Source organism: Bacillus cereus group sp. BfR-BA-01522 (assembly GCF_022662635.1).
GTDB lineage: Bacteria > Bacillota > Bacilli > Bacillales > Bacillaceae_G > Bacillus_A > Bacillus_A cytotoxicus.
The window spans coordinates 249859-276135 of the sequence record NZ_JAKUDY010000006.1; the positions used below are offsets into that span (position 1 = coordinate 249859).

Below are 26277 nucleotides of genomic sequence, written 5' to 3' on the forward strand. Positions count from 1 at the left end.
TCGTGATAATGGATCCAACGATAGAAGTGAGGTACGGAACATGAGTAAAATGATTTTTAATGAACGACAAAGGAAACAACTAGAAAAGAATGAAAATGTGGTAAAAGTATCAGAACGTTCGATTCGCTATTGCCCAGATTTTAAAGTAAGAGCTGTGAAAGAAAATCAACAAGGAAAAGGACCCAATCAAATTTTCTTAGAAAATGGGTTCGATTTAGAGATGATCGGTGAAAAGAAACCAAACCAATGTTTAAAGCGTTGGAGAAAAACATATGAACAATTTGGGGAGGAATGATTTTATACAGAGCGTCGCGGAAAAGGAAGTACGAGGCGCCCTTTTTCCAAACTACTCTCTTCTGCTGACAAGCTAAAGAAAGCAGAAGAGAGTATTGCGTTTCTGGAGGCAGAACTGGAATTCTTAAAAAGTTAGACGAACTCGAAAGGCAGGCGTTACAGAAGAAGCGATTTTAACACCTCGTGAAGCCTATACACTCATTGAACAAACGATTCGTCGCTTCCGATTTCCTCGTATGGTGCGTTATTTTTGTGAACTCGCGGGCGTGAGTCGTAGTGGATATTACGCTTGGCTTCGCCAAACAGATCAGCATATTTAAAGGTCTTTTTATTAAACTGTCCATTTTATAGGGTACAGTTCACTTATGGGTTAAGCTTCTTAAAGGAAGAGGTGATGCCATCATAACTATAGAGGAAATAGTAGATTCGAAAATCTTACATTTTGCAAGTTATAAGCGTTGTGAAAATATGATATATTAATATAGTAGTTTGATAGGAGGAATAAATGTGAAAATTGTAAAGTCAAAGAAGTTATGGGTAACTTTAGCATTAATCTTTGGATTGGTAATTTCATACTCGATTGGTGCTAGAGGAGCGAAGGTTGCTATCGAGAAAGAAAAAGTTACATACGAAGAGGCAAAAGCAAAAGTAGAAGAAAAGGAGAAAGAATTAAGTTATACGAAAAGCAAGATCAAAGAAGGTATTGATGCAGAGCAAAAGAAGCTTGATGACAAGAAAGCTGAAGTGAAAGAGACTTTGGCTCTAGTAGACAATAAGAATCAATTAGCATCAGAAGTCGATAAACTAGGCAAAGATGTAGAGGCTAAGAAGAGTGAAGTCACTGAATTAGATGTGAATATCCAAGCTAAGAAAAGCGAACTGCAGAAACTTACAGAAGGTGTTAAAGCTAAGCAGGAAGAGCCTAGGGTTTTAGGTGCAGGTGAATATATCGTGGGTAAAGATATACCTTCTGGTCGTTATAAGGCTACGGCAGTAGGGAGAGGAAGCAACTTTATTGTATTTGATGGCAATAGGGGGACAGCAAAAGTAAATACCATTTTAGGAAATAGCTCAGTAGGTCGTGGAGATTATACTTTCTTCACTGGCGATGGTGATATTATTAAGACAGCAGAGCAAGTGAAATTAATTCCAGTAGAATAGTTTTAAAGAAATAATGGAGAGAAGGAGTTAGAAAGCTTTCTAGAGTAATTACAGTACAAGTTAATAGATAAGAGACTCGGCTACAAATACAGTCATGTTTGTGAGTACCACAGGATTCATAAAATTAAAAAATATAAAATCAGACAATTTTAATCATGTATTAAATAATAAGATAGATAACAGGAGCAAATACAATCATGAAAAAATGGATCATTTGGGCAGTAATCTTTTACATACTTTCAGCGGTACTGCTAAATATGGGTATTGATAGAATTGAAGGGTATTATATGGCTAGTGAATACAGTGATTTAAATAAACACGCTTATGTAGGCGGAGACGCATACAACTACATTATTAACTCTAATCTGCTTACAGCGTACTTTGTACTTAGCGCAGCATTCTTTATCGGAGGGACTCTCTTCATCGTTACTGGAGCGATTATCAAAGCTCTCAAGGAAAAGCAAATAGGATAAGTGGTTGAACTGCCAATAACACTATATAATTAAAACAAAAACCAATACGCATTTTATTGGAATATTAAGAATGAAAAAGGAGTTCGTTATCTATATAACAGACTCCTTTTTATTATGAGTGGACTTTTTCAGTGGCCACCATAATTGCCACTTTCTTTTTGTGTTATAGTTTGTAAAATAATAAACAACGAATTAACCAGTATGTCCATGTGTGTATGCAATGATTTCAACGGTTTGTTGAACATCTAATGAAGAAGATGCTCCGAAAGTTAAAGTTAAAACTGTCAAAACTCCAAGTAAACTTAATACTGTTTTTTTCATTTTAATGCTCCTTTTTTAAAATTTTTATCTTTAGCTTTGCTGACTGTATAAAAATATTTGCTTGCTTTTGAGTAATTGTCTTCTTGATAGAATTTTAATGCTAACTTTTCAGCATATTCTTCCACATACTCATATAATTCTTCTTTTTCGAAATAGGATAATCCTTCTACAACAATTTTTTCTAAATCTTCTGTAGAGGCATTATCGTTCAGTAGTTTTAAAATTGTAAAATGATGTATATAGCCCTTATTACATAAATTATTACAAATATTTAATCCCTTTTCAATTAAATTTGAAGCAATATTTGTTTCCCCTAGTTTGAAATGCTCTCTAGCTTGAATGAAAATGGCCTTGTAATCAGTTGTTAACTTTTGATTGACTTCAGATAGATAGCGGATAGCTAGACTAGAAAGATTTTGGTTTGCATACATTAAACCGAGATTGTGACGCACAATTAAAATATAAGAGTCTTGCTTTTCTTTTTGGAATGTATCTATTGCAGAAAGAAAATGTTCCTCTGCTAATTCATACTCTTTTAAATGGGTACATGCTAGTCCATATAGATTATTACAAAAAGCAACTTTCAATTCATATCCTTTATGCCTAGAGAACACTTCTTTAGCTTTCGTTAAATAATTAATCGTAAGAAGATACTTTTGAGTGTGACAATAGAAAATAGCTAATTCATAATAGAATTCAGCTTTTTCAATTTCATCTGGTATATGTTTTAAAAGTTCTTCAGCTTTTTCGTAGTGCATTTTAGCAATAGTGTGACTGCCAGTTATATTTGAATGAATTGCCTTAAAAAAGTGGTAATAATATGCTAAGAAGTTATCTGCCGGTATTGCAAAAGAATCATTTTGTTTAAAGCTATCTTTAGAGATGCTTAAGCTATCGACCAAATATTGATATCTAAAATTAAGAAGAGAATAGTATATGAATAGGTTTTGGTCTTCCTCAATAGTTTGGATGTTAGTATTAATCTCTTCTTTTAATTTGTGTGCATTCTCTATTCGTCTAGCACGAATCTCTACATACCAATCATTTAATAACTGTGTGATTTGTTCATTCCCCTTTAATGAAGCGTTCATAGTATCCTCCCCATCCCTAATATATGTAATTTTTAATAATTGTATAACATAATCTGGATAAAGAAGAGGGTATCGGAATATTTATCAAAAATATTATAAATATTCTCGCAATTTATACAGGCACTCTAGACTCAAAGGAGAGGGAGGAATAAATGGCGAATCATTTGGCTCTTGTAACTGGGGGGTGCTCAGTTGAATTGCTAGGGCTATGATGGAAAGACGTTCTTACTTGGAGGAAAGACGAAATCAAGTTTAAGAAAGATACTATTGCCTGCATCAACAGTAGTAAAGCTAAAGAAACATAGAGCAGTCGTATTGAAAGAGAAGCTGACTCAAGGTGAGGAATACCAAGACAATGACTTGGTAATGTGTACTCCTTCTGGAACACCAATTAACCCTGCTAATTTAAGGAGAAGTTTAAACGCTTTGATTAAGAAAGCAGCTGTTCCAAAGATTCGCTTTCATGATTTACGTCATACCCATGCGACTTTACTATTAGCTAAAGGTGTGAATGTGAAGGTAATTTCCGAGCGTTTAGGACACAGTAATATCAAAATCACATTAGACACTTATTCGCATGTACTGCCAACGATGCAAGAAGATGTAGTTAATAAAATAGAAGAGATTTTGTAGGTAATGTGACCAAACTTGTGATCACGACTCCTTTTGAATACAAGTTTACAAAAGAAAAAAACGCATCAAACGTTGATTTGACACGGTTTCTATCAGTATGTCAGAGGCTCGAATTCACGACTTCCACCCTGTCAAGATAAAAAACCTATATTTTACGTTTCGGGAACATCGAGTAGAAACGTAGTTGTATCAAGGGCCTATAGAGTATTCTACATTTTTTTATGCAAATCCTGTAACATAGGAAAATGAAATTTCTTGACCAGAATCTTGATCAGATTTTTGTTGTGAATAAAAAATAGCTTAAGAATTATTTTTTTAGTCTACTACAGGAATATGAAAATTAATAGATTAAATATTTTATGTATTTGCGAATCTTTATTTGTTAGAGAGTTTAATCTCTTTTTAAAAGCTAAGGGTAAATGTGAAGTATACAAAATGTGCTCAATCCGTATAGTCATGTTTTATTACCAATATAAAGAGCAATGGATTAAGAATAAGTGAAAATTGTAAATGTTATTTAAACTGAATTGGAGTCATCTTTTTCTTCTGTTGAAATAGAAGGTTCTCTTAATTTATTTAAAGTTTTTTCGAATTTCTTAAAGTCTTTATGAAGATAATTAGGTTTACGAATTTTTTGATCAAAGAAATTTTCATTTTCTAATATGATTTTTTCTTGTTCAAAATGAACAAGTTCTTTTCTAATAGTAACAAATTGATTATAAGCATTCATTAACCAAGCAAAATAAACTAATATAATCACTAAAACTGTTATGCTAAAGGAGTTTAAGTTGATAAAAGTTCCTTTTTCAAACAAATTGCCTATAAAGAGAATGAGAATGGGGATTGGAGAAAATGACTTTAATATATCCACCTTCAATTTCAAAGAATCTATTTGGCCATTTAAATTTGCGATACACCATTCAATATGAGCTTGTGGATTTTTATATTTATTTTTGTTATTCTCGAAAAAATCAAGCAGTCTATGAAACTTATAACGCTTATTGAAATTTCTAGCTATGATAAATATAAAAATGATAGTTAGAGCTTCTGAAGGAATTGGTTTTAGAATAGAGGATATCGATGAAAACAGATTGATAGAATATATGTCTTTAATAACGTTATATACAATTAAAGTGATTAACCCTAACATGAAAGCTTCAATCAGCATTCTTTCTAAAATTACTCGGATTGTAATCCATTTGTATTTGGTTCCTTTATCCAATTAAATCCCCTCTTTTATTCATCTTAAATATGTTCTAGATTACACGTAAATATATGTTAATATACGGCTTTATTGTAACATAATAGGAGAGTACGCTACAACAATGTATGAAGCAGGCATGCAGGATATATTGACTCAGGTTGCTGAACAAATTTTTGATAGATAAAAATTCGCTGAGTTTAAGTTTGCATTAGAATATGAAAGTACATTAAATGAGATTATGAACAATACGAAATTAAACGTGATGAACTTAATGATGCGATAAATTATTATTGTGCTTTATCTTCACGGGAGTATTTTATTCATGGTTTTGTACAAGGCTATTTCTATTTAAAACGATATATGGAACATAAATAATTAGTTTTGTTATTTTTTTTTGATTTTCTACCTCAAACAAGCTGTTTTTTTCGCCTGTTTGAGGAGGTTGTGGGCTATGGCAATCAGCCCAAATTCAATCGTTACTTTTGCCAATCCTCGTAACGGGAATCGCCGGAACGACCGATTGCCCTTGATATGACCGAACGCACTTTTACTTCTATCTTTCGCTTGGCTGTAGATTTTTTATTAAGTGCTTTTTAATGCTTGTTTTATCATTTTAACTGTTTGTTCAAGCCATTTTAATGGTGTCATTTCTAACCCGTCAAAATATATTCCATCTGTAACATACTGTATGTATTCATTTTTTTCTGTATTACTATAATCGCTTTGAATAAATTCAGTTAGAAAAATAATAGCGTCTTGTAAATATTCCGTATTTTCTTCTTCAAGTAACTTTTGAAGTGCTTCTTCGTAAAATGTATCTTGATGAAATGTTGTTGCTAAGAACTGATAAACCGGATCTTCTGGATTTTTTTTAAATCGCATATATTTCTTTCCTCCCGCCGTTTTACCTTTACGTAGGTTGTCACATTAGCGAAAAGTATTGTGAAGTTCATGATCCATTCTCTCGAACTCTTGGGCTACCGAATGAATATTATTCACCGCTTGTTGGTTCGCCTCTTGTGCTTTGGAATTAACAGATAGTGTTGTACGCGTCGCCTTTTTTATAGAATGATTTGTTGCATTTTGAATGGTATCCCCAGCATTCCCCATTTGAGTAGCAATTTGTTTTGCCGTTTGAAAATTACTTTGAAATTGTCCCATCGTATACCCCTTTCTATATTTCTCTAAATATATCGGGAAGAGTGCAGCAGAAGTATACCAACTCCTTATTGCCTTTCTAAAAACATATTCCAAGTTTAATTATAACAATAATTGGCTATATTTTCCTAGGAGCATTCTGTTTCAAAAAGGTATCATTCAGACCATATATCTCTTCGTCGATGAATTACCTTTCAGAAATCATTATTGGTGTACACTTTTCCTTATCCTACTATTTTAGGGCAGTAAGACTCCCACCTCAAGATTCAGAGAGAAGCAAGGAAGATAGGTGGGAGTCTTACTGCCCGTAACAGTCCGATTGGTGAGGGCTCATAATCAGTGGGGGATGAAGAAAATCCCCACTGATTAAAGTTTCACTTTATCCGTGCTTTCTTTGTGAATAGCTTCAGACGTTTCCCTCTTAAACGATTAGAAGACAAACAAAAACCCCCCTTTTCTGTTTTGTAACGAAATAGGAGGTTTCCATACCGACATACAGTTTGGCGGTGTACCGCAATCCTGTCGGCTAAATCATCGCATAAAAATAGCACTCTACCCGTTGATAGAACACCATTTTACTGTGTTTTATGACCCCGGAGAGGCTCGAACTCACGACCTCCACCCTGTCAAGGTGGCGCTCTCCCTGCTGAGCTACGGGATCATGGATATGTAGTAGAATGTATGATTCATTGTAATAGAATTTTGGTGTGAAATCAATATATAAGTGTGAAATTTTAGAATTTTTCACTTTTTTGTTTGGATGACTAATCCTTTTACAAATGGAGTGAAAATACGATGTAACAGAATGAGCTGTGGATGCTGTAAAATTTTTGTGGGGAAAAGCGGCGCGATCCGTATGGTTAAAAATCTTTTCAGATGCGAGCGCCTAGAAATAGAACGTTTTCGATTTATGGTGCGATTTTAGATGTGGATGTGACGCATGATGAGTTTTTGGAGGAGTTAGTGAACTAGGTTGGTTCGAAGGGGATGGTCATTTATGGGAATGACCGATGAGGTTACGGAAGAGGAAGCTAGGAATCGGTTCATAGATTTGTTGCATGATAAGAAGGATCAGAATGAGTAAATCCTGCTTTTTTGTTTTGGATTGTTCATAAATAGTTCGTTCACTTTATTGTAAAAGTGTGATATAGTGAAGAATGATGGTTGTTTTCCAGTTTGTTTCCAATTCAAAGGTGGGTTAGTGATTTTTATATATAAGTTACGAAAAAAGGGAGATTTATATGGATAAATGTAAGAAAATTATGTTTTTTGTTTTGGTGATATGTTTGTTCTTTGTTACCCCGTTACCATTACATGCAGAGACGGGAATGGAGCCAGCACCAGCACCTGGACAAGGTCCAAATGTGTTTGGAAAGTTTGCTGTTTCGATTGATGCGAAGACGGGGGATGTGCTATATGATAAGAATGCACATGAACATGCGTTTCCGGCTAGTATGACAAAGGTATTAACGGCTATTTTACTTATGGAGCATACGAAGCCTGAAGAGCAATTTACACTTTCACAAGCGGCATTAGACCAGGAGAAGAGTAATTATCAACTGGAGTTTCAAGCTGGAGAGACGGTAGATCGGAATACGGCGCTAATGATTTTAATGGTGCTGAGTGCGAATGATGTCGCGTATGCGATAGGGGAGCATATTGGAGGAAGTATAGAAAACTTTGCGCATATGATGAATGAGAAGGCAAAGCAGCTTGGCGCGACGGATAGTCATTTTGTTACACCGAATGGTTTGCACGATCCAAATCATTATACGACCGCATACGACATGGCAATGATTACGAGAGGTGTACAAAAGTATCCTGAAATTTTACAGGCGATGAATACAAAGCGTACGACGGTTACAACTTCTAGACAAACGGTTTCTATTTTTAATAAAGCAAATTATTTTGAGAATCCGTATAGTATTGGTGGAAAGACAGGTTTTACAAATGAAGCACGTAACACGCTTGTTTTATTAAATGAGAAAGATGGAAATCGAATTATTAATGTTGTGATGGCTTCGCAAAAGCCGGAAATCTATGAAGATATGAAGCAGATGGCTGAATATGCATTTCCGCAGTTTACGAAACAGCTCGTACTCGATAAGAATTATTGGCATGAAAGAGCAACGTATTTAGATAGAGATATAGATTGTGAATTAGAGAAAAGTGCAGAACTGATGCTGAAAAAAGGGGAAGGAAAAAATGTAAAAACAGTTTTTCGAAAAGCTCCTGTAGATACAGATTCTTTATATGAAAGAGGAATTCATCGCGGTGAGGTAGTGGGAACTGTAGATATAACAAAGAATAATGAAACGATTGCAAGCATTCATGTTCTTTCAAAAGAAGATGTGCAGTTTGCGGCAGCGAAGGAGAAGATAGAAAAAACGGGACAAACGTATTCTTTTGAAGGGATTGCAGCTTGTGTTGGAATTGGTATGATTATACTTTTATTACTTGGTATATATATTACGAGAAAATCGAAAAAGAATGCGGTTTCAGAAGAAAAATAGGCAATGATGAATTGCCTATTTTTTATTGCGTTTTCGAGTTGTTCATTATAGTATTAAATTGAGTTCTTTTTAAAGAACAAGATAAAGTATTCTATTTTTTTACATATATATGAAAAAGAGGAGGGAGACCGATGAAATTTGTTTGGAAGATAATGAGTAATGTGATTTCGTTTGTTTTATTCGCATTAATGGTTTTTTTAGCTTTTGTTGTGATTTCTTCTAAGGCAAGTGGCGGGGAGCCAACTATTATGGGATATCAATTTAAAACGGTACTATCTGGTTCGATGGAGCCGACGTTTTTAACGGGTTCTGTAATTGCGATTGAACCAACGAAAGATGGTTCTAAGTATCAAAAGGGAGATGTTATTACATTTAAGGAAAGTGATACGAAAATTGTTACGCACCGTATTATTGATGTGCAAAATGCGAATGGAAAAGTGATGTATGTAACAAAAGGTGATAATAACAACGGACCAGATATGAAGCCTGTATTAGCGGAAAATGTGATAGGGAAGTATGAAGATATTACAGTTCCGTATGTTGGTTATTTGTTAAATTATGCAAATTCAAAGGCAGGAGCAGCTCTTCTATTAATTATTCCAGGACTTTTCTTACTTGGGTATTCGGTATTCTCTATTTCGAGTGCAATTCGTAGCATTGATAAAGAGAAGAAAAATAAGTCAGCAGATGTAGGACAATCTGTATAAAGATACGGGGATAGAAAGTCTTTACGACACTTAGGGGATATGGATATGACCATAAAGAAAAAATTAGGACTAGGGATTGGATCGGCACTGATGGGAGCAGCGTTAATTGGGAGCGGAACCGTTGCGTATTTTAGCGATCAGGAAGTTACGAACAATACGGTTGCGGCAGGCACGTTAGATTTAACAGTAAAGCCGGCTACGGAGATTATTCAAGTAGGAAATATAAAACCCGGGGATACGATTATACGTGATTTTGAATTGGTGAATAGCGGCACACTCAATATTGAGAAAGTTTTCTTATACTCCGAATATATAGTGAAAGATACAAAAGGTGATAATACAGAGGATTTTGGAGATCACATAAAAGTTACAATCTTAAAGAATACAGATAAGGGCCATAACATGATAAAGGAAAAGAAATTATCTGAATTAGTAGGAAAGCCATCCATACCAGTAAATAATGATTCACTTGCGGAAGCATTGGATGAAAAAGGGATTAGGGCTGGGCATAAAGATTCCTTTAAAGTGCGCTTTGAATTTGTTGATAATGGGGAAAATCAAAATCAATTTCAGGGCGATACAATCGAATTGAAGTGGACATTTGATGCGCAGCAAGGAAATGGGGAGGAAAAGTGAAGAAAGGGCTATCAAATTGATAGCTTTTTTCGTTAAAGGTATTTGTTTTTATTTTGAAAGAATGGATAGATGTAAATAGGAGAGGGTAGAATGCCTAAAGCGTTAAAAAGAATAAAAATGATGCTTGTTTTCCCATGTATGTGTTCTGTAGCTTTTTATATGGGAGCTCAAATTGTCACTCATACAGAAGCAGCTTTTGTAACAGAGCAAAAAGTGCAAGGTTCGATCGCTGCAGCTCCTGTGTTTCCGAAAACCATATACACGTTGAAACAAACTGCAAAGCAGCACGAGAAAGTAATTTTACAAGTATATGAAAACATGAAAAAAGAAGTAGAAGAAGAAGCATCTATAGAAGTACTTGAAAACAGACTTGTTTCATGGAAAGAGCAACGTGAAAAAGTTGCTTTCGAGCGCGAGTTATTACAGAAAATATATATAGAAATGGAAGGGTATTATCATCAATTACAAGAAAGCCATTCACAGGAGCAACTTCAATCTGTCAAAGAGAATTTAAATGTTATCAATATGATTTGTAAGAATGTTGATAAAGCTGCAGGAATTCAAAAAATTGATGAAGAAATTCGAACGCTTCAAAAGCAAGTCGATGCGGAAAAAGGGAAAAAATTGCATGAACAAGCAAATGTATTAGAAAAACAAGAAGCCGAGCATGTAACGGCTACGGAGTCAACAGCGACAGAACAGCCGTCTCATCATAAAGAAGAACAACCATCTGAACAAGATGTTGACTCTCATTTAAAAGAAGCAACAAGCAAATAGAGTGTTTCTATTGAATCGCTGTATTTTTGTCTACATATGAAAATAAAAAATTTAAATGAAAAGATTGCGTTTAAATAAAATGTTCTTTATAATGAACGTGAAACAACTTTTTAAAGAACAGATATTAGAGATAGTTTGAGTGGAGGAGCGAGGTAGAAAGACTATGGCTTTATCCGATATCTCTGAATGATGGAAAGGGATAATAAAAAAAATCTAGGAGGAATGGAAAAGTGAGTTTAAAGAAAAAGTTAGGCATGGGAGTTGCGTCAGCGGCATTAGGGATTGCTTTAATTGGCGGAGGAACGTTTGCATTTTTTAGCGATAAAGAAGTATCGAACAATACATTCGCTGCAGGTACTTTAGATCTTACTTTGGATCCTAAGACGATTGTAGACATTAAAGATTTGAAGCCAGGAGATTCTGTTAAGAAAGAGTTCTTATTAAAGAACAGTGGTTCTATCGCGATTAAAGATGTGAAATTAGCAACGAAATACTCAACTGTAGATGCGAAGGGTGATAACGCAGGGGAAGACTTTGCGAGTCATATTAATGTGAAATTTATTTGGAACTGGGATAAACAAAGCGAACCAGTTTATGAAACAACTTTAGCAGATTTACAAAAAGCGGATCCTGATTTATTAGCGAAGGATATCTTTGCTCCAGAGTGGGGGGAAGAAGGAGGACTACAACCAAACACAGAGGACTACCTATGGGTAGAATTTGAATTTAAAGATAATGGACAAGATCAAAATAAATTCCAAGGCGATACATTAAACTTAGAATGGACATTTAATGCAAGTCAAGCTGATGGAGAAGAAAGATAAATACAGAAAAAAAGCGGGAGTTTCCCGCTTTTTTGATAGAGAAAGGAGGATCTTCATATATCCTCCTTTTCATGTACATTATTTTTGATTTTGTTTCCATTTACTAAACTCAATGAATTCACGGAATTGTTCTTTTGAGACACCAGAGTTCATTGCTTCTTTAACAAGGTGTGTCCATTCAGAGTCTAATTGATTTTCTAACGGTGTTGTGTCATGAAGAAGTGTGTCAATTGGTATTTGCAGAACGGCTGCGATTTTTTCTAAAAATTGAATGGACGGATTTTGTTGTAAATTACGTTCAATGGAGCTAATGTAGGACTTTGCAACACCGGCCTTTTCAGCAAGTTCTGTTAAAGAAATCCCTCTTTGTAAGCGAAGGCGTTTTATACGTTCTCCAATCATATTTGCGCACCTTTCTGTAAATGTATATCCACTTATGATGTTATTATAGCATAAATTTCTCTAAAAAGAACAATGCCTTAGGCTTGCGTGGATTGCTTCATATTTTGGAAGAAATGTTCAATGTCTTGAATTGCAATTCCTGCATCAAGCGCCTCAAGTATTAAATCAATCCATTCCTGATCTAACGAGTCTGTCTTATCTTTGTACAAATTTATTCCTCCCTAATTGTCGGTCATAAGCAATATTACAAAATACTCGATATTTTAACATTTTTATGATAAAAATAATAATTTCTTTAAAAAATTTGTATATGTATCGTCGTATTTTGTAGATAAAAAACAAAGATAAAATCCCCATCGAGTTCTCTCATCAAAAATTATAAAAGGTTTGTCGTGATTTATCAATATTTTCAGAAAAAATGATAAATCATAATATACTTCTATAACAAATACATAATTTTTACAAAAACATTAAAAAAATTACATAATATTACTAAATATTGAAAATTAATTGAAAATTTAATAAAATTTATGTTGAAATATATATTTTATTAGGGGAGGAAAACTGGGGATGAAAAAGAAACCATTTAAAGTGCTATCAGCACTTGCGGTAGCGGCTGTTCTTGGAGGCGCATTTAGCTTTGGAAGTCCGGCTGTTCAGGCAGAAACATCTGCAAAGGCAACAGCGACGAGTCCAATTGATGATCATTTGATTCCAGAAGAGCGCTTAGCAAATGCACTTAAGAAGCGCGGGGTGATTAACGAAAAGGCGTCCGATGAAGAGACAAAGAAAGCGGTCGAGAAGTATGTCGAGAAAAAGAAAGGTGATAAGCCTGGGAAAGATGAGATGGTTGGGGATCAAGTAACGAAAGAGGCATCTGAATTTCTGAAGAAGGTGAAAGATGCAAAAACAGATACAAAAGAGAAAGGAAAAGAACCAGCAAGTGGACAGACAGAGGGAACTGTTCCAGCAAAGAGCGCTTTAAATGGTAAAGTACCAACAACTCCTGCAAAAGCAAAAAAGTATAACGGAGAGGTTCGTAAAGATAAAGTACTTGTGTTGCTTGTTGAATATGATGATTTCAAGCATAACAATATCGAACAAGAACCTGGGTATATGTATTCTGATGATTTTAATCAGGAACATTATGAAAAAATGTTATTCGGTGATGAACCATTTACGCTACATGATGGAAGTAAAATTGAAACATTTAAGCAGTATTATGAAGAACAATCTGGCGGTAGCTATACAGTAGATGGTACAGTGTCAAAGTGGTTAACCGTTCCAGGCAAAGCAGCTGATTATGGTGCGGATGCTGGAGAAGGGCATGATAATAAAGGACCATTAGGACCGCGTGATTTAATAAAAGATGCATTAAAAGCAGCAGTAGAGAGTGGAATCGATTTATCGGAGTTCGATCAATTTGATCAATATGATATAGATGGTGACGGAAATAAAAATGAACCAGATGGCTTAGTTGATCATTTAATGGTTATTCACGCTGGTGTTGGACAAGAAGCTGGTGGTGGTAAATTAGGTGATGATGCAATTTGGTCACATCGCTGGACAATTGGTCAAAAACCATTTCCAATTGATGGGACAACAGCGAAAGTTCCATATTGGGACGGGAAAATGGCTGCATTCGATTACACAATTGAGCCAGAGGATGGCGCAGTTGGTGTCTTCGCACATGAATATGGTCATGATTTAGGGCTTCCAGATGAGTATGATACAAAATATTCTGGCGGCGGTGAACCAGTTCAATCATGGTCTATTATGAGCGGGGGTAGTTGGGCAGGTAAAATTGCTGGAACGACGCCAACAAGTTTCTCTCCGCAAAATAAAGAGTTTTTCCAAAAAACAATGGGGGGGAATTGGGCAAATATTGTAGAAATAGATTATGAGAAATTAAATCGAGGCATTGGTTATGCAACATATTTAGATCAAAGTGTTACAAAATCAAATCGACCAGGCTTAATTCGTGTCAACTTACCGGACAAGGATGTAAAAGGAATTGAGCCTGCCTTTGGACAGAAGTACTACTATAGTACAAAAGGTGACGATCTTCACACGACTTTAGAAACACCTTTATTTGATTTAACAAGTGCAACGAATGCAACATTTGATTTTAAATCACTGTATGAAATTGAAACAGGGTATGATTTCTTAGAAGTACATGCGGTAACAGAAGATGGTACAAAAACATTAATTGATACAATTGGTAATAAAGATGTAAAAGATGGGGCAGATACAACTTTAGGAGAATGGGTGGACAAGTCTTATGATTTAAGCCAGTTCAAAGGTAAAAAAGTGAAGCTTGTCTTTGAATATGTAACAGACGGCGGTCTTGCATTAAATGGCTTTACGCTTGATAATGCATCATTAACAGTAGACGGTAACGTTGTATTTTCTGATGATGCAGAAGGAGAGACGCAGTTTAAATTAAATGGTTTTGTCGTTTCAAATGGAATTGAGAAGAAGAGCCATAACTATTATGTAGAGTGGAGAAATTATGCAGGTGCCGACGAAGCCTTAAAATATGCTCGTGGTCCGGTATATAACACAGGTATGGTTGTCTGGTATGCGGATGCAAGCTATACAGATAACTGGGTTGGGGTTCATCCGGGACATGGTTTCCTTGGAGTAGTTGATTCCCATCCTGAAGCCATTGCAGGCACTTTAAATGGTAAGCCAACATTTAAAGATAGCACACGTTATCAAATTGCAGATGCAGCATTCTCTTTCGATCAAACACCAGCTTGGAAAGTTGTATCACCAACTCGTGGAACGTTTGAATATAACGGGTTACCTGGCGTTGCGAAATTTGATGATTCAAAAGTTTACATCAATAATCAAATTCCAGATGCAGGGCGCATTTTACCGAAGCTTGGTTTGAAATTTGAAGTAGTTGGTCAAGCTGATGATAAATCAGCAGGTGCAGTTCGTTTATATCGATAATAGGAAAAAGCTGTTGAAAGATTGCCTTTCAACAGCTTTTTTTATAGACAAAGAGTTATACAGACGCAGAAAACTTAGATATAATGAAACTCTACAAATAGTTATTTTTTAATAAGTAGAGAGTTCATAATCGGTAGAGGCTTCGCTGTAAATGAGAAGTCTTTCGATTTATAAATAAAAGAATCGGATAGAAAGTAGGTGAAAGGATGGATATTCCTTCTATTGTCAAGATGCAAAAAGAATATTTTTATAGCGGTTATACGAGAGAAATCGCGATAAGAAAATTACATTTACATACATTATATGAAGGGATTAAGCGGTTTGAGTCTGATATTTTTCGGGCGCTTCAGTTAGATTTAAATAAATCCCATCATGAATCATTTACAACAGAAATTGGCTATGTACTAAAGGAAATTTCTTTTCAAATGAAGCACCTTTCTTCATGGAGTAAGCCGAGACGTGTTCGAACGGCTTTGACGCATTTTGGATCGAAAGGGAAAATAGTTCCAGAACCATACGGTGTTACGCTTATTATGGCCCCTTGGAATTATCCATTCCAATTGGCAATCGCTCCCCTTGTAGGGGCGTTAGCGGCGGGTAACACGGTTGTTTTAAAGCCGTCTGAGTTAACACCAAATGTATCAAAACTATTAGCTCATATGATGCAAGAATTGTTTCCAAAAGAACTTGTTACTGTAATAGAAGGTGGAATCCAGGAAAGTACAGCGTTACTTAAGGAACCTTTTGATTATATTTTCTTTACCGGTAGTGTTAGCGTAGGGAAAATTGTGATGGAAGCAGCAGCGAAACAGTTAATACCTCTTACGTTAGAACTTGGCGGGAAAAGTCCATGTATTGTGCATAAAGATGTGAAAATGGATGTAGCGGCAAGACGGATTGTTTGGGGGAAATTTCTAAACGCCGGACAGACATGTGTTGCTCCCGACTATATTTATGTTCATTCATCAGTGAAGAAGGGGCTGATTGAGGCACTTCGTAGTGAGATTGTTAGGCAATATGGAGAACCGTTACAAAATGAAAATTATGTCCGGATTGTTAGCAAGCGTCATTTTGACAGATTATGTGCATTTTTACAGGAGGGGCATGTTGAAGTTGGTGGCAATTATAATGAAGAAACATTGCATATAGAGCCTACCATTTTAACGAATATTACATGGCAAAGTGCAATTATGGAAGATGAGATTTTTGGACCGCTATTACCTATTATAGAATATGAAGAAATAGAAGAGGTCATTGAGACTATTCAACAACAGCCAAAGCCACTTGCTTTATATGTTTTCTCAGAGAATAAACAAATTCAGAAACAAGTTACAACGAATATTTCATATGGTGGCGGTTGTATAAATGATGTCGTATATCATCTTGCAACGCCGTATTTACCTTTTGGAGGAGTTGGTAGTAGCGGATTAGGCAGTTACCATGGTGAACAAAGTTTTCAAACATTTTCTCATTATAAGAGCATTTTATCTCAATCTACAATTTTTGATATGAAAATTCGTTATTCTTCTACAAAAAGTGCTTTAAAATTTATACGAAAGTTGTTAAAATGATGAGGGTGTTTATCAGTAGGCGTAGCCGCATGATAAAAACCCCTTCTTACGGGAAGGGGTTTTTCTGTTCGACTATGTATCATGCGAAAATGAATCAAACATACTACATAAAGAATGCTGGTAAATCATCATTTTTATTTGGATCGAAATAAAAAGTTTGCAAAAGTTAATATTTATTCATGAATATAAAAATGAAAAATTTGAGGTAGATAGGACGGGAAAATGAAAAAGATTATAAAAATTGAAGCGATAGAAAAACATTTTGGAAATCAAGTCATTATTCCACCTCTTTCTTTAGATATTAAAGAAGGGGAATTTTTAACAATTCTTGGACCGAGTGGTTGCGGGAAAACAACGTTACTTCGTATGATTGCAGGTTTTGAAACGCCAACAAAAGGTAACCTTTTACTCGATGAAGAACGGATTAATGAATTACCACCTTATAAGCGTCATATGAATTTAGTATTTCAACATTACGCACTATTTCCACATATGACAGTTGAAAAGAATATTTGTTTCGGTATGAAAATGCAAAAAGTATCAGCAGCGGAACAAAAAGAACGTGCGGAAGAAGCTATGCGTTTAACGCAGTTATTAGAATTCCGTAACCGAAAACCAGCGAAACTTTCTGGCGGACAACAGCAGCGTGTTGCAATTGCGAGAGCGATTGTAAATAACCCGCGTGTACTCTTGCTCGATGAGCCACTTGGCGCACTTGATTTTAAGTTAAGAAAAGATTTGCAGCGCGAGTTAAAAAACTTACAGCGTAATTTAGGAATTACATTTATTTATGTAACTCATGATCAAGAAGAAGCGATGAGCATGAGCGATCGTATTGTCGTGATGAATAAAGGACATATCGAGCAAATTGGAACACCGAAGGAAATTTATAACGCACCAAAAACAATGTTTGTAGCGACGTTTATTGGTGAAAATAATATTATAAAATCCGGGGAAAACTATGTAGCAGTTCGCCCTGAAAATGTAAAAATCCGTTCGGTTGAGCAACCGATTTTAAAAGAATACCATCTTGGGCATATTGAAGATATTGAATTTGTTGGAAATATGGAAAAGCTGTATGTACGTGAGGAAAAAACATCTGAATTATTAATGACATATCAAACTGCAGAAGAAGCGGCGCAGTGGAGTATCGGAGATAATGTATACGTAGGCTGGGAGCAAGAGGATGAGGTGACCTTAAGTTGAAAAAAGGGAAACTACTCGCATTACCTACAGTTGCATGGCTCTTAATTTTCTTTTTATTTCCGCTCTTATTTGTATTAGCATTTGCATTCTTCCAGCGCGGTGCGTACGGCACAGTGGAAATGCAATTTACATTTGATAATATAGTACGCGTCTTTGATTCGCTATATATGAGTACATTATGGGAGACAGTGAAGATTGCTGTTATTACAACGGTGCTTTGCTTACTAATTGGATATCCATTTGCATATACAATCACGATTGTAGATCGTAAATATCGTTCTATTCTTTTATTATTGGCAACAATTCCGTTTTGGATTAACTTCCTTGTCCGTTCATACGCATGGATTGTTATTTTACGTTCACAAGGTCTTGTGAATACAGTATTACTAAAATTAGGCATTATTCATGAACCATTAAATTTATTATATAATACACCATCTGTAATATTAGGTATGGTTTATTCTTTATTACCATTTATGATTTTACCGGTGTATGCAGCGATTGAACAGTTTGATAAACGCAAGTTAGAAGCAGCGTATGACTTAGGCGCAACGCCAATTAAGGCATTTTGGCATGTGACACTTCCAATGACAATGTCAGGAGTTGCAACGGGTTCCATTTTAGTGTTTGTTTCATCTATTGGTATGTTTGTCGTATCGGATGTAATGGGTGGATCGAAAGTAGCATTAATTGGAAACGTAATTCAAAACCAATTTTTAGGTGCACGTGATTGGCCATTTGGTTCTGCATTATCGATTATTGTCGTCCTATTCTCTGTTCTATTAATTTACTTATATTATCGTGCGACGAAAGTATATAAATATGGAAACGGAGGGGAATAGTACGCGATGAAAAAGTTTTTAGTTTCTTACTCTTGGTTAATTTTATTGTTCCTATATTTTCCAATGATGGTTTTAATGGTCTATTCTTTTAATGATTCGCGTATTAATGCAGAATGGCAAGGGTTTACATTCCATTGGTATACAGATTTATTTCAAAAGCAAGACGTTATTGATGCATTGGTAAATAGTATTACAATTGCTCTTATTACAACTTTCGTAACAACTGCTCTCGGTGTATTTTTTGCAGTAGCATTACATCGTTATAAGTATCGTTTTGAAGGAGCGATAAATGGACTTGTATACTTACCCATTTTAATTCCTGATATTTTAATGGGATTATCTCTACTTATTTTATTTAGCCAAATTGGAATGGAGCTTGGACAAGCTACTATTATCATTGCGCATATTACGTTTAGTATTTCATTTGTTGTTGTGATTTTGGCAGCGCGTTTATTTAGTATGGGACATGATTTAGAAGAAGCAGCCAATGATTTAGGAGCAACCCCTTGGCAAACGTTTCGTCATGTAACGCTTCCAAGTATTGCCCCTGGTATTATTTCCGCTGCGTTATTAACATTTACGTTATCAATTGATGACTTTGTCATTAGTTTCTTTGTATCTGGGCCAGGATCAACAACATTGCCACTATATATTTACAGTATGGTCAAACGCGGAGTATCACCTGAAATTAATGCACTTTCAACAATATTAATTGTTGTCATTGTTGGATTAATGATTGCATCAGAAATATTTCGTAATAAAGGAGCGGATGGAGAAGAAAACTCCGGAGGGCATCTTCCTTTATAAAAACAGACAGAGGAGGTCGTGAATCGATGAAATTAATGAAGACGATAGCCGGCGCAGCCATTAGTTTTAGCCTTGTAGCAGGTGTACTTGCAGGATGCGGCGGTGAAAAAAAAGAAGAGCTTAACATTTATAGCTGGGCGGATAACTTTGATGAGCAAGTATTAAGGGATTTTGAGAAAAAATACAATGTCAAGATTAACTATGACAAGTATGCAAGTAACGAAGAAATGTTTGCGAAGTTACAAGCTGGTGGTGCGAAATATGATTTAATTCAGCCATCTGATTACATGGTGAAAACAATGGCCGAAATGGATTTATTAGAGCCATTAAATAAGAAAAACATTCCGAATGTAGAAAATCTTGTTTCTAACTTTAAAACGCCAGCATTTGATCCGGAGAATAAATACTCTCTTGTATACACTTGGGGTGTAACAGGAATTGCTTACAATAAAAAGTATGTAAAAGAAACGCCAACAAGCTGGAATGATTTATGGAATGAGAAGTATAAAGGACGCGTTACTTTATTAAATGATTCTCGTGAAGTATTAGGTATGGCGCTTAAGAAAAATGGATTTTCCAATAGTACAAAAGATGATGCCCAATTAAAAACAGCGGCAACGGACTTACAGAAGTTACTTCCAAACCTACTCGCATTTGACACAGATAACATTAAGCAAAAATTCATTACAGAAGATACATGGATTGGAACAGTATGGTCTGGAGATGCAGCGTTTATTGCAAAAGATAATAAAGATGTAGGGTATGTCGTTCCAAAAGAAGGCGGTACAATTTGGGCGGATACATTAGCAATTCCAAAAGGTGCGAAACATAAAGAACTTGCTGAGAAGTTTATGAACTATTTAATGGATGAAAAAGTAAGTGTGAAAAACTATGAATCCATTGGATATAGTAATCCAAACGAAAAAGCTTGGCCACTTCATAGTAAAGAATACCGCGATAACAAAATGATTTTCTTGTCACAAGATGAGTTAAATCGTACAGAATGGCTTGTTGATGTAGATGATAAATTAAAAGAGTATGATCGTTACTGGACAGAGTTAAAAACAAAAGGAAAATAAAGAATAAAAATGCGGTTTCTATATAGAAATCGCATTTTTTCATAAGTAGGAGGAGAAAGTTTGAAGAAAAAATTGCATCAATATGAATTACTATGTATGGTATTATTTTGTATCATATTTGGCATCGTTGCTTGGAGAGTACAAGCTAATGGCGTAACAATGATGGATACATATGTACAAGAGCTCGTAAAGGGATTACAAACAGATCGTTTGCTTGTATTTTTTTCATACTTTACAAAAATGGGGTCTGCAATTGGGATTACGAGCGTACTTATTTTTAGCTTGCTTATTTTTTGGAAGAAGCGTTATTATGTTGCAATGTTCTTATATCCGTTTGCTATATTAACAACGCATCTTGTGAACAAAGGTATAAAGGAAATTGTGAAAAGGGATCGTCCAAGTTTGAATGAAGCGTTTGATGCACTTGGATATAGTTTTCCAAGTGGACATGCGATGTTGTCCATTATGACGTATGGATTTCTTGCTTATATTATCGCAGCAAACTTGCACAATACAATGAGCAAATATATAAGCATAATCATTGCGGCACTATTTATTATATGGATTGGACTAAGCAGGATTATCTTATTTGTTCATTATCCAACTGATGTTTTAGCAGGGTACGCAGTAGGGGGGATTCTGTTAATTGTTACCATTTATTTTCATCGTCTCATTTCAGAGAGATTTCAAGTGAATCAAGAGCGATAAAACATCTAGAAAACGTTTTTTCTAGATGTTTTTTTAGGAAATAGGAATGTGTTAAAATGGAGATACATGTCTGGATGGAATAAAGTAAAACTCTAATCGGTGGGCTTCATGTCCTTACTGATCGGGTTGTTCGGCTCTAAAATAGCGGGATAAAGTAGGTGAAGGTGATGAAAATAAAAAGAGATCAAGTAGATACATGGGGGAAAATGGGAGCTTTTCTTTTTCAGTTCCGCTATACTGTAATAGCTATATTATGTATGCTAGCTATCATACTAGGTATTTTTGCGCCAAAACTTCCAGAAGTATTGGGCGGTGATGGCTTTCAAACAAAAGGAGACTATCAAAAGACAAAAGCTATTTTGGACAAAGATTTTAAACAATCACAAGACACACTGCTGCTTGTGTTTCAAAAAAATAAAGGGATTTCAAACGACGCTTTTCAAAAAGAAATTGCAGAAATCGTAGCAAAAATTCAGACGAAAGAAACGTATGAGTCGTTTCATCATCCGTTAGAAAATAAGAGTATGTTACAAAATGATCTAGCTTATGCGACAATTTTATTTTCTGGGAAAACTAGTAAAGAACGAAATGAAAAAACATTACAGTTTGCCGAAAAAATAAAAAAAGAAAGCAATCGTATCTTGAAAGTAACTCCAACCGGTTTTCCGAAAATTAATCAAGAAATCAATGAGCGAACGCAGAACGATTTGAAAGTAGCTGAAATGATTGGCTTGCCAATTGCCTTTCTCGTGTTACTTTTTTCGTTTGGTAGCTTGCTTGCGTCCATCTTACCTATTGTAAATGGGGTACTGAGTGTAATTAGTACGATGGGGATTTTATATTTTATCGGTATAGATAAAGAGTTATCAATTTTTGTTTTAAATGTTGCGCCGATGATTGGCCTTGCCTTATCCATTGATTTTGCACTTTTATTTGTCAATCGTTTTCGGGAGGAGTTGGCATATCGCCCCGTTCGAGAGGCAATTTTAGTTACATATCAAACAGCAGGACGAGCGATTGTATTTTCGGGATTGTGCGTATTCGTTGGACTATCAGGTTTATTTTTCTTTGAAATAGACTACATTCAATCAGTTGCAATCAGCGGAATGATTGTTGTTATTATGAGTATTATTTTTTCACTTACGCTTCTGCCAGCACTTTTATCATTAATGGGAAAACGGTTGCTTAATAAGAAGCGAACACCGCCGCATATTTCACGAGTGTGGAGGAAATTTGCGCAGTTTGTTATGAGTCATCCAATTATGATGATCATAATCGTAACAACGTTTATTATCATCTGTCTCTTACCTCTTCGTACAGCGAATCTTCAATTTCCAGGTGTAGAAGCATTGCCGGAAAAAAGTGAGACAAGGATTGCTTATGAAAAGTATGAAGAGACATTCCGTAACATGATGAAAACTCATGCGGATGTTACGGTAGTAATAGAGACAAAGGAAAAGATAACACAGCAAGAAAGCTTGCAGCAACTAGAATCTATTGTACAAAAGTTACAAAAAGATAAGCACGTATACAAAGTGGAGAGTCTTTACGATGAGCTACATGGAATGAATGCAAAACAAGTTGCTGCGTTATTACAAACGCCTGAGGGAGCCAAAATCGCTCCGATATTTGATATTTACACGAAAGAGAATCGAACAACTTTGCAAATTTTCTTACATACAAAGCCGAAGACAGAAGCAGCAAAACAATGGGTGAGAGATTTTAAAACAAATTATAAAGCCGATCATTTAACCTATTATGTAGGTGGAATGACAACGTTTCAACAAGAATTAGAGGATGCAATAAAAGATAAAGTTGTAATTGGGATGTCTGTTATATTTGGATCTACATTTTTAATTTTATTATTTGCTTTTAGATCAATACTCATTCCAATAAAGGCAATTGCCATGAATATATTAAGTCTCAGCGCAACAATTGGTCTTGTTGTTTGGTTATTTGAAGGTGGACACTTTGGATTGGATGAAAGTTCCGTACTATTTGTACTACCTATTTTTATTTTTGGTCTTGTATTTGGTTTAAGTATGGATTATGAGGTATTTCTTATTTCTCGTATTCATGAGCTATACGAGGAGACAGGAGATAATGATGTAGCAACGTTAGAAGGGCTTATATCAACAAGTCGCATCATTACATCGGCAGCCTTAATTATGATTGTAGTGACAGGGGCATTTGCTTTCACCGATATTCTGCCAGTTAAACAGATGGGCCTTGGAGTAGCACTTGCAATTTTCATCGATGCGACAGTTATTCGACTTATGCTTGTTCCAAGTTTAATGAAACTGTTTGGAGATTGGAATTGGTGGCTACCATTTCGAAAGAAAAAAGAAAAAGCATAGGAAAGCACTTATCTTTTTGATAAGTGTTTTTTTATTTATGTGAAATGAAACTTTTTGTTTATGAATAGCATGCCCCTTTTTTTGCAAATAGTATGTGATAAGGACAATATAGATAAGTAGGTGAAGACAATGTTTCGCTATTTTAAATTTAAATTAAATGATACTGTACAGTTTGCAGAAAATGATGGACATATGTATCGCATTGTCGGTTATAGATTAGAAAAAGGATTTTATCCAAAGGATGAATGGACTCATATTATTTACGAATTGTTACGGGAGTTTGATGGATATACGCTAGATGCAGAAGAAGATGAGTTAGTGAAAGTGATTCAAGTAGATGATGAATACTATAAAATTCATGAGGTCTCTGGCTATCGATATCCTGTGAAACTGAAGGAAAGATCGAAAACTATGAAGGTGGCGACAATGGATGATTTGTTAGATGCATATAATGACTATAAACGGCTAGCAGATTTCTTTAAGGACTTATCATATGAGCAAAAAGCAGAAGAAGTATTGCAAGAGATGAGAAGACTTCTTGCATAAGAAGGCGGTCTATTTAATAGGCAGCCTTCTTATGCATCGTGCATCATAGAAGAATTTCCGATACAATAGAAGAATCAATAGAAATAAGGAGAGAACTATGAAGACGAACAAAAAAGGAGAATGGTGTGAAATAACAGTTCCATCTAAATGGAACGGCATTTCTATCGAATTTTTATTAAGAGAAATATGGTGCGTGCCTAAAAAGATATTACATCAACTTCGAATGGGAAAAAGTGTTATTGTAAATAATGAACAGAAGCGTTGGAGCGAGCTTTTAAAAGAAGGAGATAAACTGCAAGTACATATGTTTATTCCAGAAGAATATGGTGTTATACCAGAATTTGGGGAATTAGATGTTGTATTTGAAGATGATCACGTCTTAATTGTAAATAAACCTGAACAAATGGATACACATCCATCTGAAAAAAATGGGACGGGAACGCTTGCAAATTTAATTGCTTTTCATTTTCAAATGCAAGGTTTAGAAACGAAAGTGCGCCATATTCATCGCTTAGATAAAGATACAACGGGTGGTGTTGTATTTGCGAAACATAGACTAGCTGGCGCCATTATGGATCAGTTATTGATGGAGCGGAACATTAAAAGAACGTATATGGCGCTTGTTGAAGGGAAAATGAAGAAACGAAAAGGAACAATCGATGCAGCAATTGGCCGCGATCGTCATCATGCAACAAGGCGCCGCGTGTCTCCAAAAGGAGATCGTGCCGTAACGCATTATACAGTAGAAGAGTATTTTAAAAGGCAAGATACGACACTTGTCACAGTACAATTGGAAACGGGAAGAACGCATCAAATTCGCGTTCATATGAGTTACAATGGCCATCCGCTCCTTGGCGATGTACTATATGGTGGAAATGTAACATATATGTCTCGGCAAGCATTACACGCCATGCAAATTGCTTTTTTACATCCCATTACAAGAGAGGAGATTATAGTAGACATTCCAGCTCCTGAAAAAATAGATACGCTTATGCAAAGTTTTCGAAAATCCAACATGTAAATGATTTGGTAGAAATTTGAGAAAAATATTTTTTGCAGGAATTTTGTTGTGAAAAGAGAAGCCGTAAATAGGAAAGAGAGGGGAGGATCAATTGGTAAGGGATAAATATATGTTGTGGATATTTTTGACTTGCCTTTTATTTACTTTATTTCTCTATCCGTATTTACCGTACTCTATCGCGGTGCATTGGAATCAGGACAATGAGCCAAATGAATTTGCCAGAAAACAAATCGTCGTATTTTTGATTCCTTGTTTTATTATTGCTTTTCATAGTTTGCTGTATATCATTTCGAAATATATACCTAAAATGGATCGCGGGAATCAAACAATTATAATAGAATTTAAAACAAATATCACAGTATTCCTATTGTTTATTCATATGCTCGTTCTTTTCATTGCTTTAGGGATGATGGTGCCATTTCAAATCGGTTTGACAATTGGAATTAGTGTATTTCTTTTTATGACTAGTAAAAGCTTTAAAAAGATGGGGAAAGAAAAAGAGCCGGTTCCTTTGCAAAAAATATGTCTATTGGGGCAACGTGTTTTCTGCAGCATGGCTTACATGAGTTTATGTTCCTTGTTGTTAAGGTTAGAATGGGGGATGTATGTATTAATTAGTATCATTTGCTGTGGAGCCATTTTTTTTCTATTCGGTATTCTATATTCCTATTTGTTAGCAAACTATGAAACATAAAAAGAGCCTTTCGCTTAGGAGGCCACTGAAAAAGTCCTCCCAGTTTAAAAAGCGAAAGCTTTCTCGATATAATCGAGGAAGCTTTCGCTTTTTTCATGTATAATGATTGTACTAATTCTAGGTGGTGTCTCGGATGATTTCTAATCAACAATCTCTTAACCTCAGTCCATTTATGGCGATTTACGATATCGTTGTACCAAAGGATAATATGCTTCGTCAATTGAATGAACTGGTAGACTTTTCTTTTGTTTTAGAAGAACTACAAGATAAATATTGTCTCGATAACGGTCGCAA

General features: G+C 35.3%; 27 protein-coding genes, 1 tRNA gene and 3 pseudogenes. 22 read left to right on the forward strand and 9 right to left on the reverse strand.

Annotated elements, in window-relative coordinates; genetic code table 11:
- Positions 1 to 40 precede the first annotated feature (40 nt).
- The 3 genes from MR059_RS11595 to MR059_RS11605 all read left to right on the forward strand — a co-directional run bounded on the left by MR059_RS11595 (position 41) and on the right by MR059_RS11605 (position 1928).
- A complete protein-coding gene (locus MR059_RS11595) occupies positions 41 to 295 on the forward strand; it encodes a hypothetical protein (RefSeq protein ID WP_011984069.1) in 255 nt (84 codons plus the stop codon).
- A gap of 506 nt (positions 296 to 801) precedes the next feature.
- A complete protein-coding gene (locus tag MR059_RS11600; RefSeq protein ID WP_011984070.1) occupies positions 802 to 1455 on the forward strand; it encodes a hypothetical protein in 654 nt (217 codons plus the stop codon).
- A 197-nt stretch (positions 1456 to 1652) separates the two neighbouring features.
- On the forward strand, positions 1653 to 1928 hold the full coding sequence (locus MR059_RS11605) for a hypothetical protein (protein ID WP_011984071.1): 276 nt from the start codon (positions 1653 to 1655) through the stop codon (positions 1926 to 1928).
- A 192-nt stretch (positions 1929 to 2120) separates the two neighbouring features.
- Here the strand turns inward: MR059_RS11605 and MR059_RS21820 are convergent, their stop codons facing one another.
- Positions 2121 to 2249 (reverse strand): hypothetical protein, encoded by a 129-nt coding sequence (locus tag MR059_RS21820; RefSeq protein WP_256941452.1) that lies wholly within the window; start codon positions 2247 to 2249, stop codon positions 2121 to 2123.
- On the reverse strand, positions 2246 to 3340 hold the full coding sequence (locus MR059_RS11610) for a Rap family tetratricopeptide repeat protein (protein ID WP_011984072.1): 1095 nt from the start codon (positions 3338 to 3340) through the stop codon (positions 2246 to 2248). The genes MR059_RS21820 and MR059_RS11610 overlap by 4 nt, the downstream gene beginning before the upstream one ends.
- A 207-nt stretch (positions 3341 to 3547) precedes the next feature.
- Between MR059_RS11610 and MR059_RS11615 the strand changes: the two are divergent.
- Positions 3548 to 3973, forward strand: a pseudogene (locus tag MR059_RS11615) (site-specific integrase); the annotation flags it as partial.
- A gap of 517 nt (positions 3974 to 4490) precedes the next feature.
- Here the strand turns inward: MR059_RS11615 and MR059_RS11620 are convergent.
- The 5 genes and pseudogenes from MR059_RS11620 to MR059_RS11640 all read right to left on the reverse strand — a co-directional run bounded on the left by MR059_RS11620 (position 4491) and on the right by MR059_RS11640 (position 6996).
- Positions 4491 to 5195 (reverse strand): hypothetical protein, encoded by a 705-nt coding sequence (locus MR059_RS11620; protein WP_011984074.1) that lies wholly within the window; start codon positions 5193 to 5195, stop codon positions 4491 to 4493.
- 411 nt (positions 5196 to 5606) lie between these two features.
- A pseudogene (locus MR059_RS11625) lies at positions 5607 to 5753 on the reverse strand (transposase); the annotation flags it as partial.
- Positions 5754 to 5759: 6 nt separating this feature from the next.
- Entirely contained in the window at positions 5760 to 6059 is a 300-nt protein-coding gene (locus MR059_RS11630; protein WP_011984075.1) for a contact-dependent growth inhibition system immunity protein, read from the reverse strand.
- A gap of 45 nt (positions 6060 to 6104) precedes the next feature.
- Positions 6105 to 6338 (reverse strand): TIGR04197 family type VII secretion effector, encoded by a 234-nt coding sequence (locus MR059_RS11635; RefSeq protein WP_011984076.1) that lies wholly within the window; start codon positions 6336 to 6338, stop codon positions 6105 to 6107.
- A gap of 585 nt (positions 6339 to 6923) precedes the next feature.
- Positions 6924 to 6996, reverse strand: a tRNA-Val gene (locus tag MR059_RS11640).
- A 215-nt stretch (positions 6997 to 7211) separates the two neighbouring features.
- On the opposite strand from MR059_RS11640, the pseudogene MR059_RS11645 reads away from it, so the two are divergent.
- The 6 genes and pseudogenes from MR059_RS11645 (at position 7212) to calY (ending at position 11792) form a co-directional block, all read left to right on the forward strand.
- Positions 7212 to 7419 (forward strand): annotated as a pseudogene (locus tag MR059_RS11645) (hypothetical protein).
- A gap of 157 nt (positions 7420 to 7576) precedes the next feature.
- A complete protein-coding gene (locus MR059_RS11650) occupies positions 7577 to 8848 on the forward strand; it encodes a D-alanyl-D-alanine carboxypeptidase family protein (protein ID WP_011984077.1) in 1272 nt (423 codons plus the stop codon).
- Between the two features lie 131 nt (positions 8849 to 8979).
- Positions 8980 to 9555 carry a signal peptidase I SipW gene (sipW, locus tag MR059_RS11655; protein ID WP_011984078.1) on the forward strand — a complete coding sequence of 192 codons (576 nt, stop codon included), beginning with the start codon at positions 8980 to 8982 and terminating at the stop codon, positions 9553 to 9555.
- A gap of 45 nt (positions 9556 to 9600) precedes the next feature.
- Positions 9601 to 10191 (forward strand): TasA family protein, encoded by a 591-nt coding sequence (locus MR059_RS11660; RefSeq protein ID WP_011984079.1) that lies wholly within the window; start codon positions 9601 to 9603, stop codon positions 10189 to 10191.
- 90 nt (positions 10192 to 10281) lie between these two features.
- Positions 10282 to 10968: a DUF4047 domain-containing protein gene (locus tag MR059_RS11665; protein ID WP_011984080.1), complete on the forward strand. Its 687-nt coding sequence runs from the start codon at positions 10282 to 10284 to the stop codon at positions 10966 to 10968.
- A gap of 230 nt (positions 10969 to 11198) precedes the next feature.
- Positions 11199 to 11792: a biofilm matrix protein CalY gene (gene calY, locus MR059_RS11670; protein WP_011984081.1), complete on the forward strand. Its 594-nt coding sequence runs from the start codon at positions 11199 to 11201 to the stop codon at positions 11790 to 11792.
- Between the two features lie 78 nt (positions 11793 to 11870).
- Here the strand turns inward: calY and MR059_RS11675 are convergent, their stop codons facing one another.
- Complete coding sequence (locus MR059_RS11675; protein WP_011984082.1) at positions 11871 to 12194, reverse strand: helix-turn-helix domain-containing protein; 324 nt, start codon at positions 12192 to 12194, stop codon at positions 11871 to 11873.
- Positions 12195 to 12271: 77 nt separating this feature from the next.
- The gene (locus tag MR059_RS11680; protein WP_011984083.1) at positions 12272 to 12403 is read right to left on the reverse strand and encodes an anti-repressor SinI family protein; all 132 of its coding nucleotides are present in this window, start codon (positions 12401 to 12403) and stop codon (positions 12272 to 12274) included.
- Between the two features lie 361 nt (positions 12404 to 12764).
- Here MR059_RS11680 and MR059_RS11685 point away from each other — a divergent pair, with 361 nt between their 5' ends.
- The 12 genes from MR059_RS11685 to MR059_RS11740 form a co-directional block, all read left to right on the forward strand.
- Positions 12765 to 15152 (forward strand): immune inhibitor A domain-containing protein, encoded by a 2388-nt coding sequence (locus MR059_RS11685; RefSeq protein WP_011984084.1) that lies wholly within the window; start codon positions 12765 to 12767, stop codon positions 15150 to 15152.
- Between the two features lie 206 nt (positions 15153 to 15358).
- Positions 15359 to 16723, forward strand: coding sequence for an aldehyde dehydrogenase (locus MR059_RS11690; RefSeq protein WP_011984085.1), 1365 nt, complete (start codon positions 15359 to 15361; stop codon positions 16721 to 16723).
- A gap of 222 nt (positions 16724 to 16945) precedes the next feature.
- A complete protein-coding gene (gene potA, locus MR059_RS11695; protein WP_011984086.1) occupies positions 16946 to 17929 on the forward strand; it encodes a spermidine/putrescine ABC transporter ATP-binding protein PotA in 984 nt (327 codons plus the stop codon).
- Complete coding sequence (locus MR059_RS11700; protein ID WP_011984087.1) at positions 17926 to 18771, forward strand: ABC transporter permease; 846 nt, start codon at positions 17926 to 17928, stop codon at positions 18769 to 18771. The genes potA and MR059_RS11700 overlap by 4 nt, the downstream gene beginning before the upstream one ends.
- A gap of 6 nt (positions 18772 to 18777) precedes the next feature.
- On the forward strand, positions 18778 to 19578 hold the full coding sequence (locus MR059_RS11705) for an ABC transporter permease (RefSeq protein WP_242161761.1): 801 nt from the start codon (positions 18778 to 18780) through the stop codon (positions 19576 to 19578).
- 26 nt (positions 19579 to 19604) lie between these two features.
- Positions 19605 to 20657, forward strand: a complete 1053-nt coding sequence (locus MR059_RS11710) for a polyamine ABC transporter substrate-binding protein (RefSeq protein ID WP_011984089.1) — start codon at positions 19605 to 19607, stop codon at positions 20655 to 20657.
- Positions 20658 to 20717: 60 nt separating this feature from the next.
- Positions 20718 to 21365 carry a phosphatase PAP2 family protein gene (locus MR059_RS11715; RefSeq protein WP_011984090.1) on the forward strand — a complete coding sequence of 216 codons (648 nt, stop codon included), beginning with the start codon at positions 20718 to 20720 and terminating at the stop codon, positions 21363 to 21365.
- Between the two features lie 167 nt (positions 21366 to 21532).
- The gene (locus MR059_RS11720; RefSeq protein ID WP_011984091.1) at positions 21533 to 23722 is read left to right on the forward strand and encodes an MMPL family transporter; all 2190 of its coding nucleotides are present in this window, start codon (positions 21533 to 21535) and stop codon (positions 23720 to 23722) included.
- Between the two features lie 129 nt (positions 23723 to 23851).
- Positions 23852 to 24268, forward strand: coding sequence for a hypothetical protein (locus MR059_RS11725; protein ID WP_011984092.1), 417 nt, complete (start codon positions 23852 to 23854; stop codon positions 24266 to 24268).
- Positions 24269 to 24365: 97 nt separating this feature from the next.
- Positions 24366 to 25289, forward strand: a complete 924-nt coding sequence (locus MR059_RS11730) for an RluA family pseudouridine synthase (RefSeq protein ID WP_087098070.1) — start codon at positions 24366 to 24368, stop codon at positions 25287 to 25289.
- A gap of 91 nt (positions 25290 to 25380) precedes the next feature.
- The gene (locus MR059_RS11735) at positions 25381 to 25983 is read left to right on the forward strand and encodes a DUF1648 domain-containing protein (RefSeq protein WP_041809546.1); all 603 of its coding nucleotides are present in this window, start codon (positions 25381 to 25383) and stop codon (positions 25981 to 25983) included.
- A gap of 133 nt (positions 25984 to 26116) precedes the next feature.
- The coding region (locus MR059_RS11740; RefSeq protein ID WP_472926998.1) for a transposase at positions 26117 to 26277 on the forward strand (161 nt) is incomplete at its 3' end.

What these genes read in the sequence shown, in the direction of transcription:
- MR059_RS11660 (WP_011984079.1), top strand. Translation starts at nt 9,601, where the DNA reads ATGACCATAAAGAAAAAATTAGGACTAGGGATTGGATCGGCACTGATG.
- MR059_RS11650 (WP_011984077.1), top strand. Translation starts at nt 7,577, where the DNA reads ATGGATAAATGTAAGAAAATTATGTTTTTTGTTTTGGTGATATGTTTG.
- MR059_RS11665 (WP_011984080.1), top strand. Translation starts at nt 10,282, where the DNA reads ATGCCTAAAGCGTTAAAAAGAATAAAAATGATGCTTGTTTTCCCATGT.
- MR059_RS11710 (WP_011984089.1), top strand. Translation starts at nt 19,605, where the DNA reads ATGAAATTAATGAAGACGATAGCCGGCGCAGCCATTAGTTTTAGCCTT.
- MR059_RS11725 (WP_011984092.1), top strand. Translation starts at nt 23,852, where the DNA reads ATGTTTCGCTATTTTAAATTTAAATTAAATGATACTGTACAGTTTGCA.
- MR059_RS21820 (WP_256941452.1), bottom strand. Translation starts at nt 2,249, where the DNA reads ATGAAAAAAACAGTATTAAGTTTACTTGGAGTTTTGACAGTTTTAACT.
- sipW (WP_011984078.1), top strand. Translation starts at nt 8,980, where the DNA reads ATGAAATTTGTTTGGAAGATAATGAGTAATGTGATTTCGTTTGTTTTA.
- MR059_RS11610 (WP_011984072.1), bottom strand. Translation starts at nt 3,340, where the DNA reads ATGAACGCTTCATTAAAGGGGAATGAACAAATCACACAGTTATTAAAT.
- MR059_RS11595 (WP_011984069.1), top strand. Translation starts at nt 41, where the DNA reads ATGAGTAAAATGATTTTTAATGAACGACAAAGGAAACAACTAGAAAAG.
- potA (WP_011984086.1), top strand. Translation starts at nt 16,946, where the DNA reads ATGAAAAAGATTATAAAAATTGAAGCGATAGAAAAACATTTTGGAAAT.
- MR059_RS11630 (WP_011984075.1), bottom strand. Translation starts at nt 6,059, where the DNA reads ATGCGATTTAAAAAAAATCCAGAAGATCCGGTTTATCAGTTCTTAGCA.
- MR059_RS11605 (WP_011984071.1), top strand. Translation starts at nt 1,653, where the DNA reads ATGAAAAAATGGATCATTTGGGCAGTAATCTTTTACATACTTTCAGCG.
- MR059_RS11705 (WP_242161761.1), top strand. Translation starts at nt 18,778, where the DNA reads ATGAAAAAGTTTTTAGTTTCTTACTCTTGGTTAATTTTATTGTTCCTA.
- MR059_RS11685 (WP_011984084.1), top strand. Translation starts at nt 12,765, where the DNA reads ATGAAAAAGAAACCATTTAAAGTGCTATCAGCACTTGCGGTAGCGGCT.
- MR059_RS11635 (WP_011984076.1), bottom strand. Translation starts at nt 6,338, where the DNA reads ATGGGACAATTTCAAAGTAATTTTCAAACGGCAAAACAAATTGCTACT.
- MR059_RS11730 (WP_087098070.1), top strand. Translation starts at nt 24,366, where the DNA reads ATGAAGACGAACAAAAAAGGAGAATGGTGTGAAATAACAGTTCCATCT.
- MR059_RS11690 (WP_011984085.1), top strand. Translation starts at nt 15,359, where the DNA reads ATGGATATTCCTTCTATTGTCAAGATGCAAAAAGAATATTTTTATAGC.
- MR059_RS11720 (WP_011984091.1), top strand. Translation starts at nt 21,533, where the DNA reads ATGAAAATAAAAAGAGATCAAGTAGATACATGGGGGAAAATGGGAGCT.
- MR059_RS11675 (WP_011984082.1), bottom strand. Translation starts at nt 12,194, where the DNA reads ATGATTGGAGAACGTATAAAACGCCTTCGCTTACAAAGAGGGATTTCT.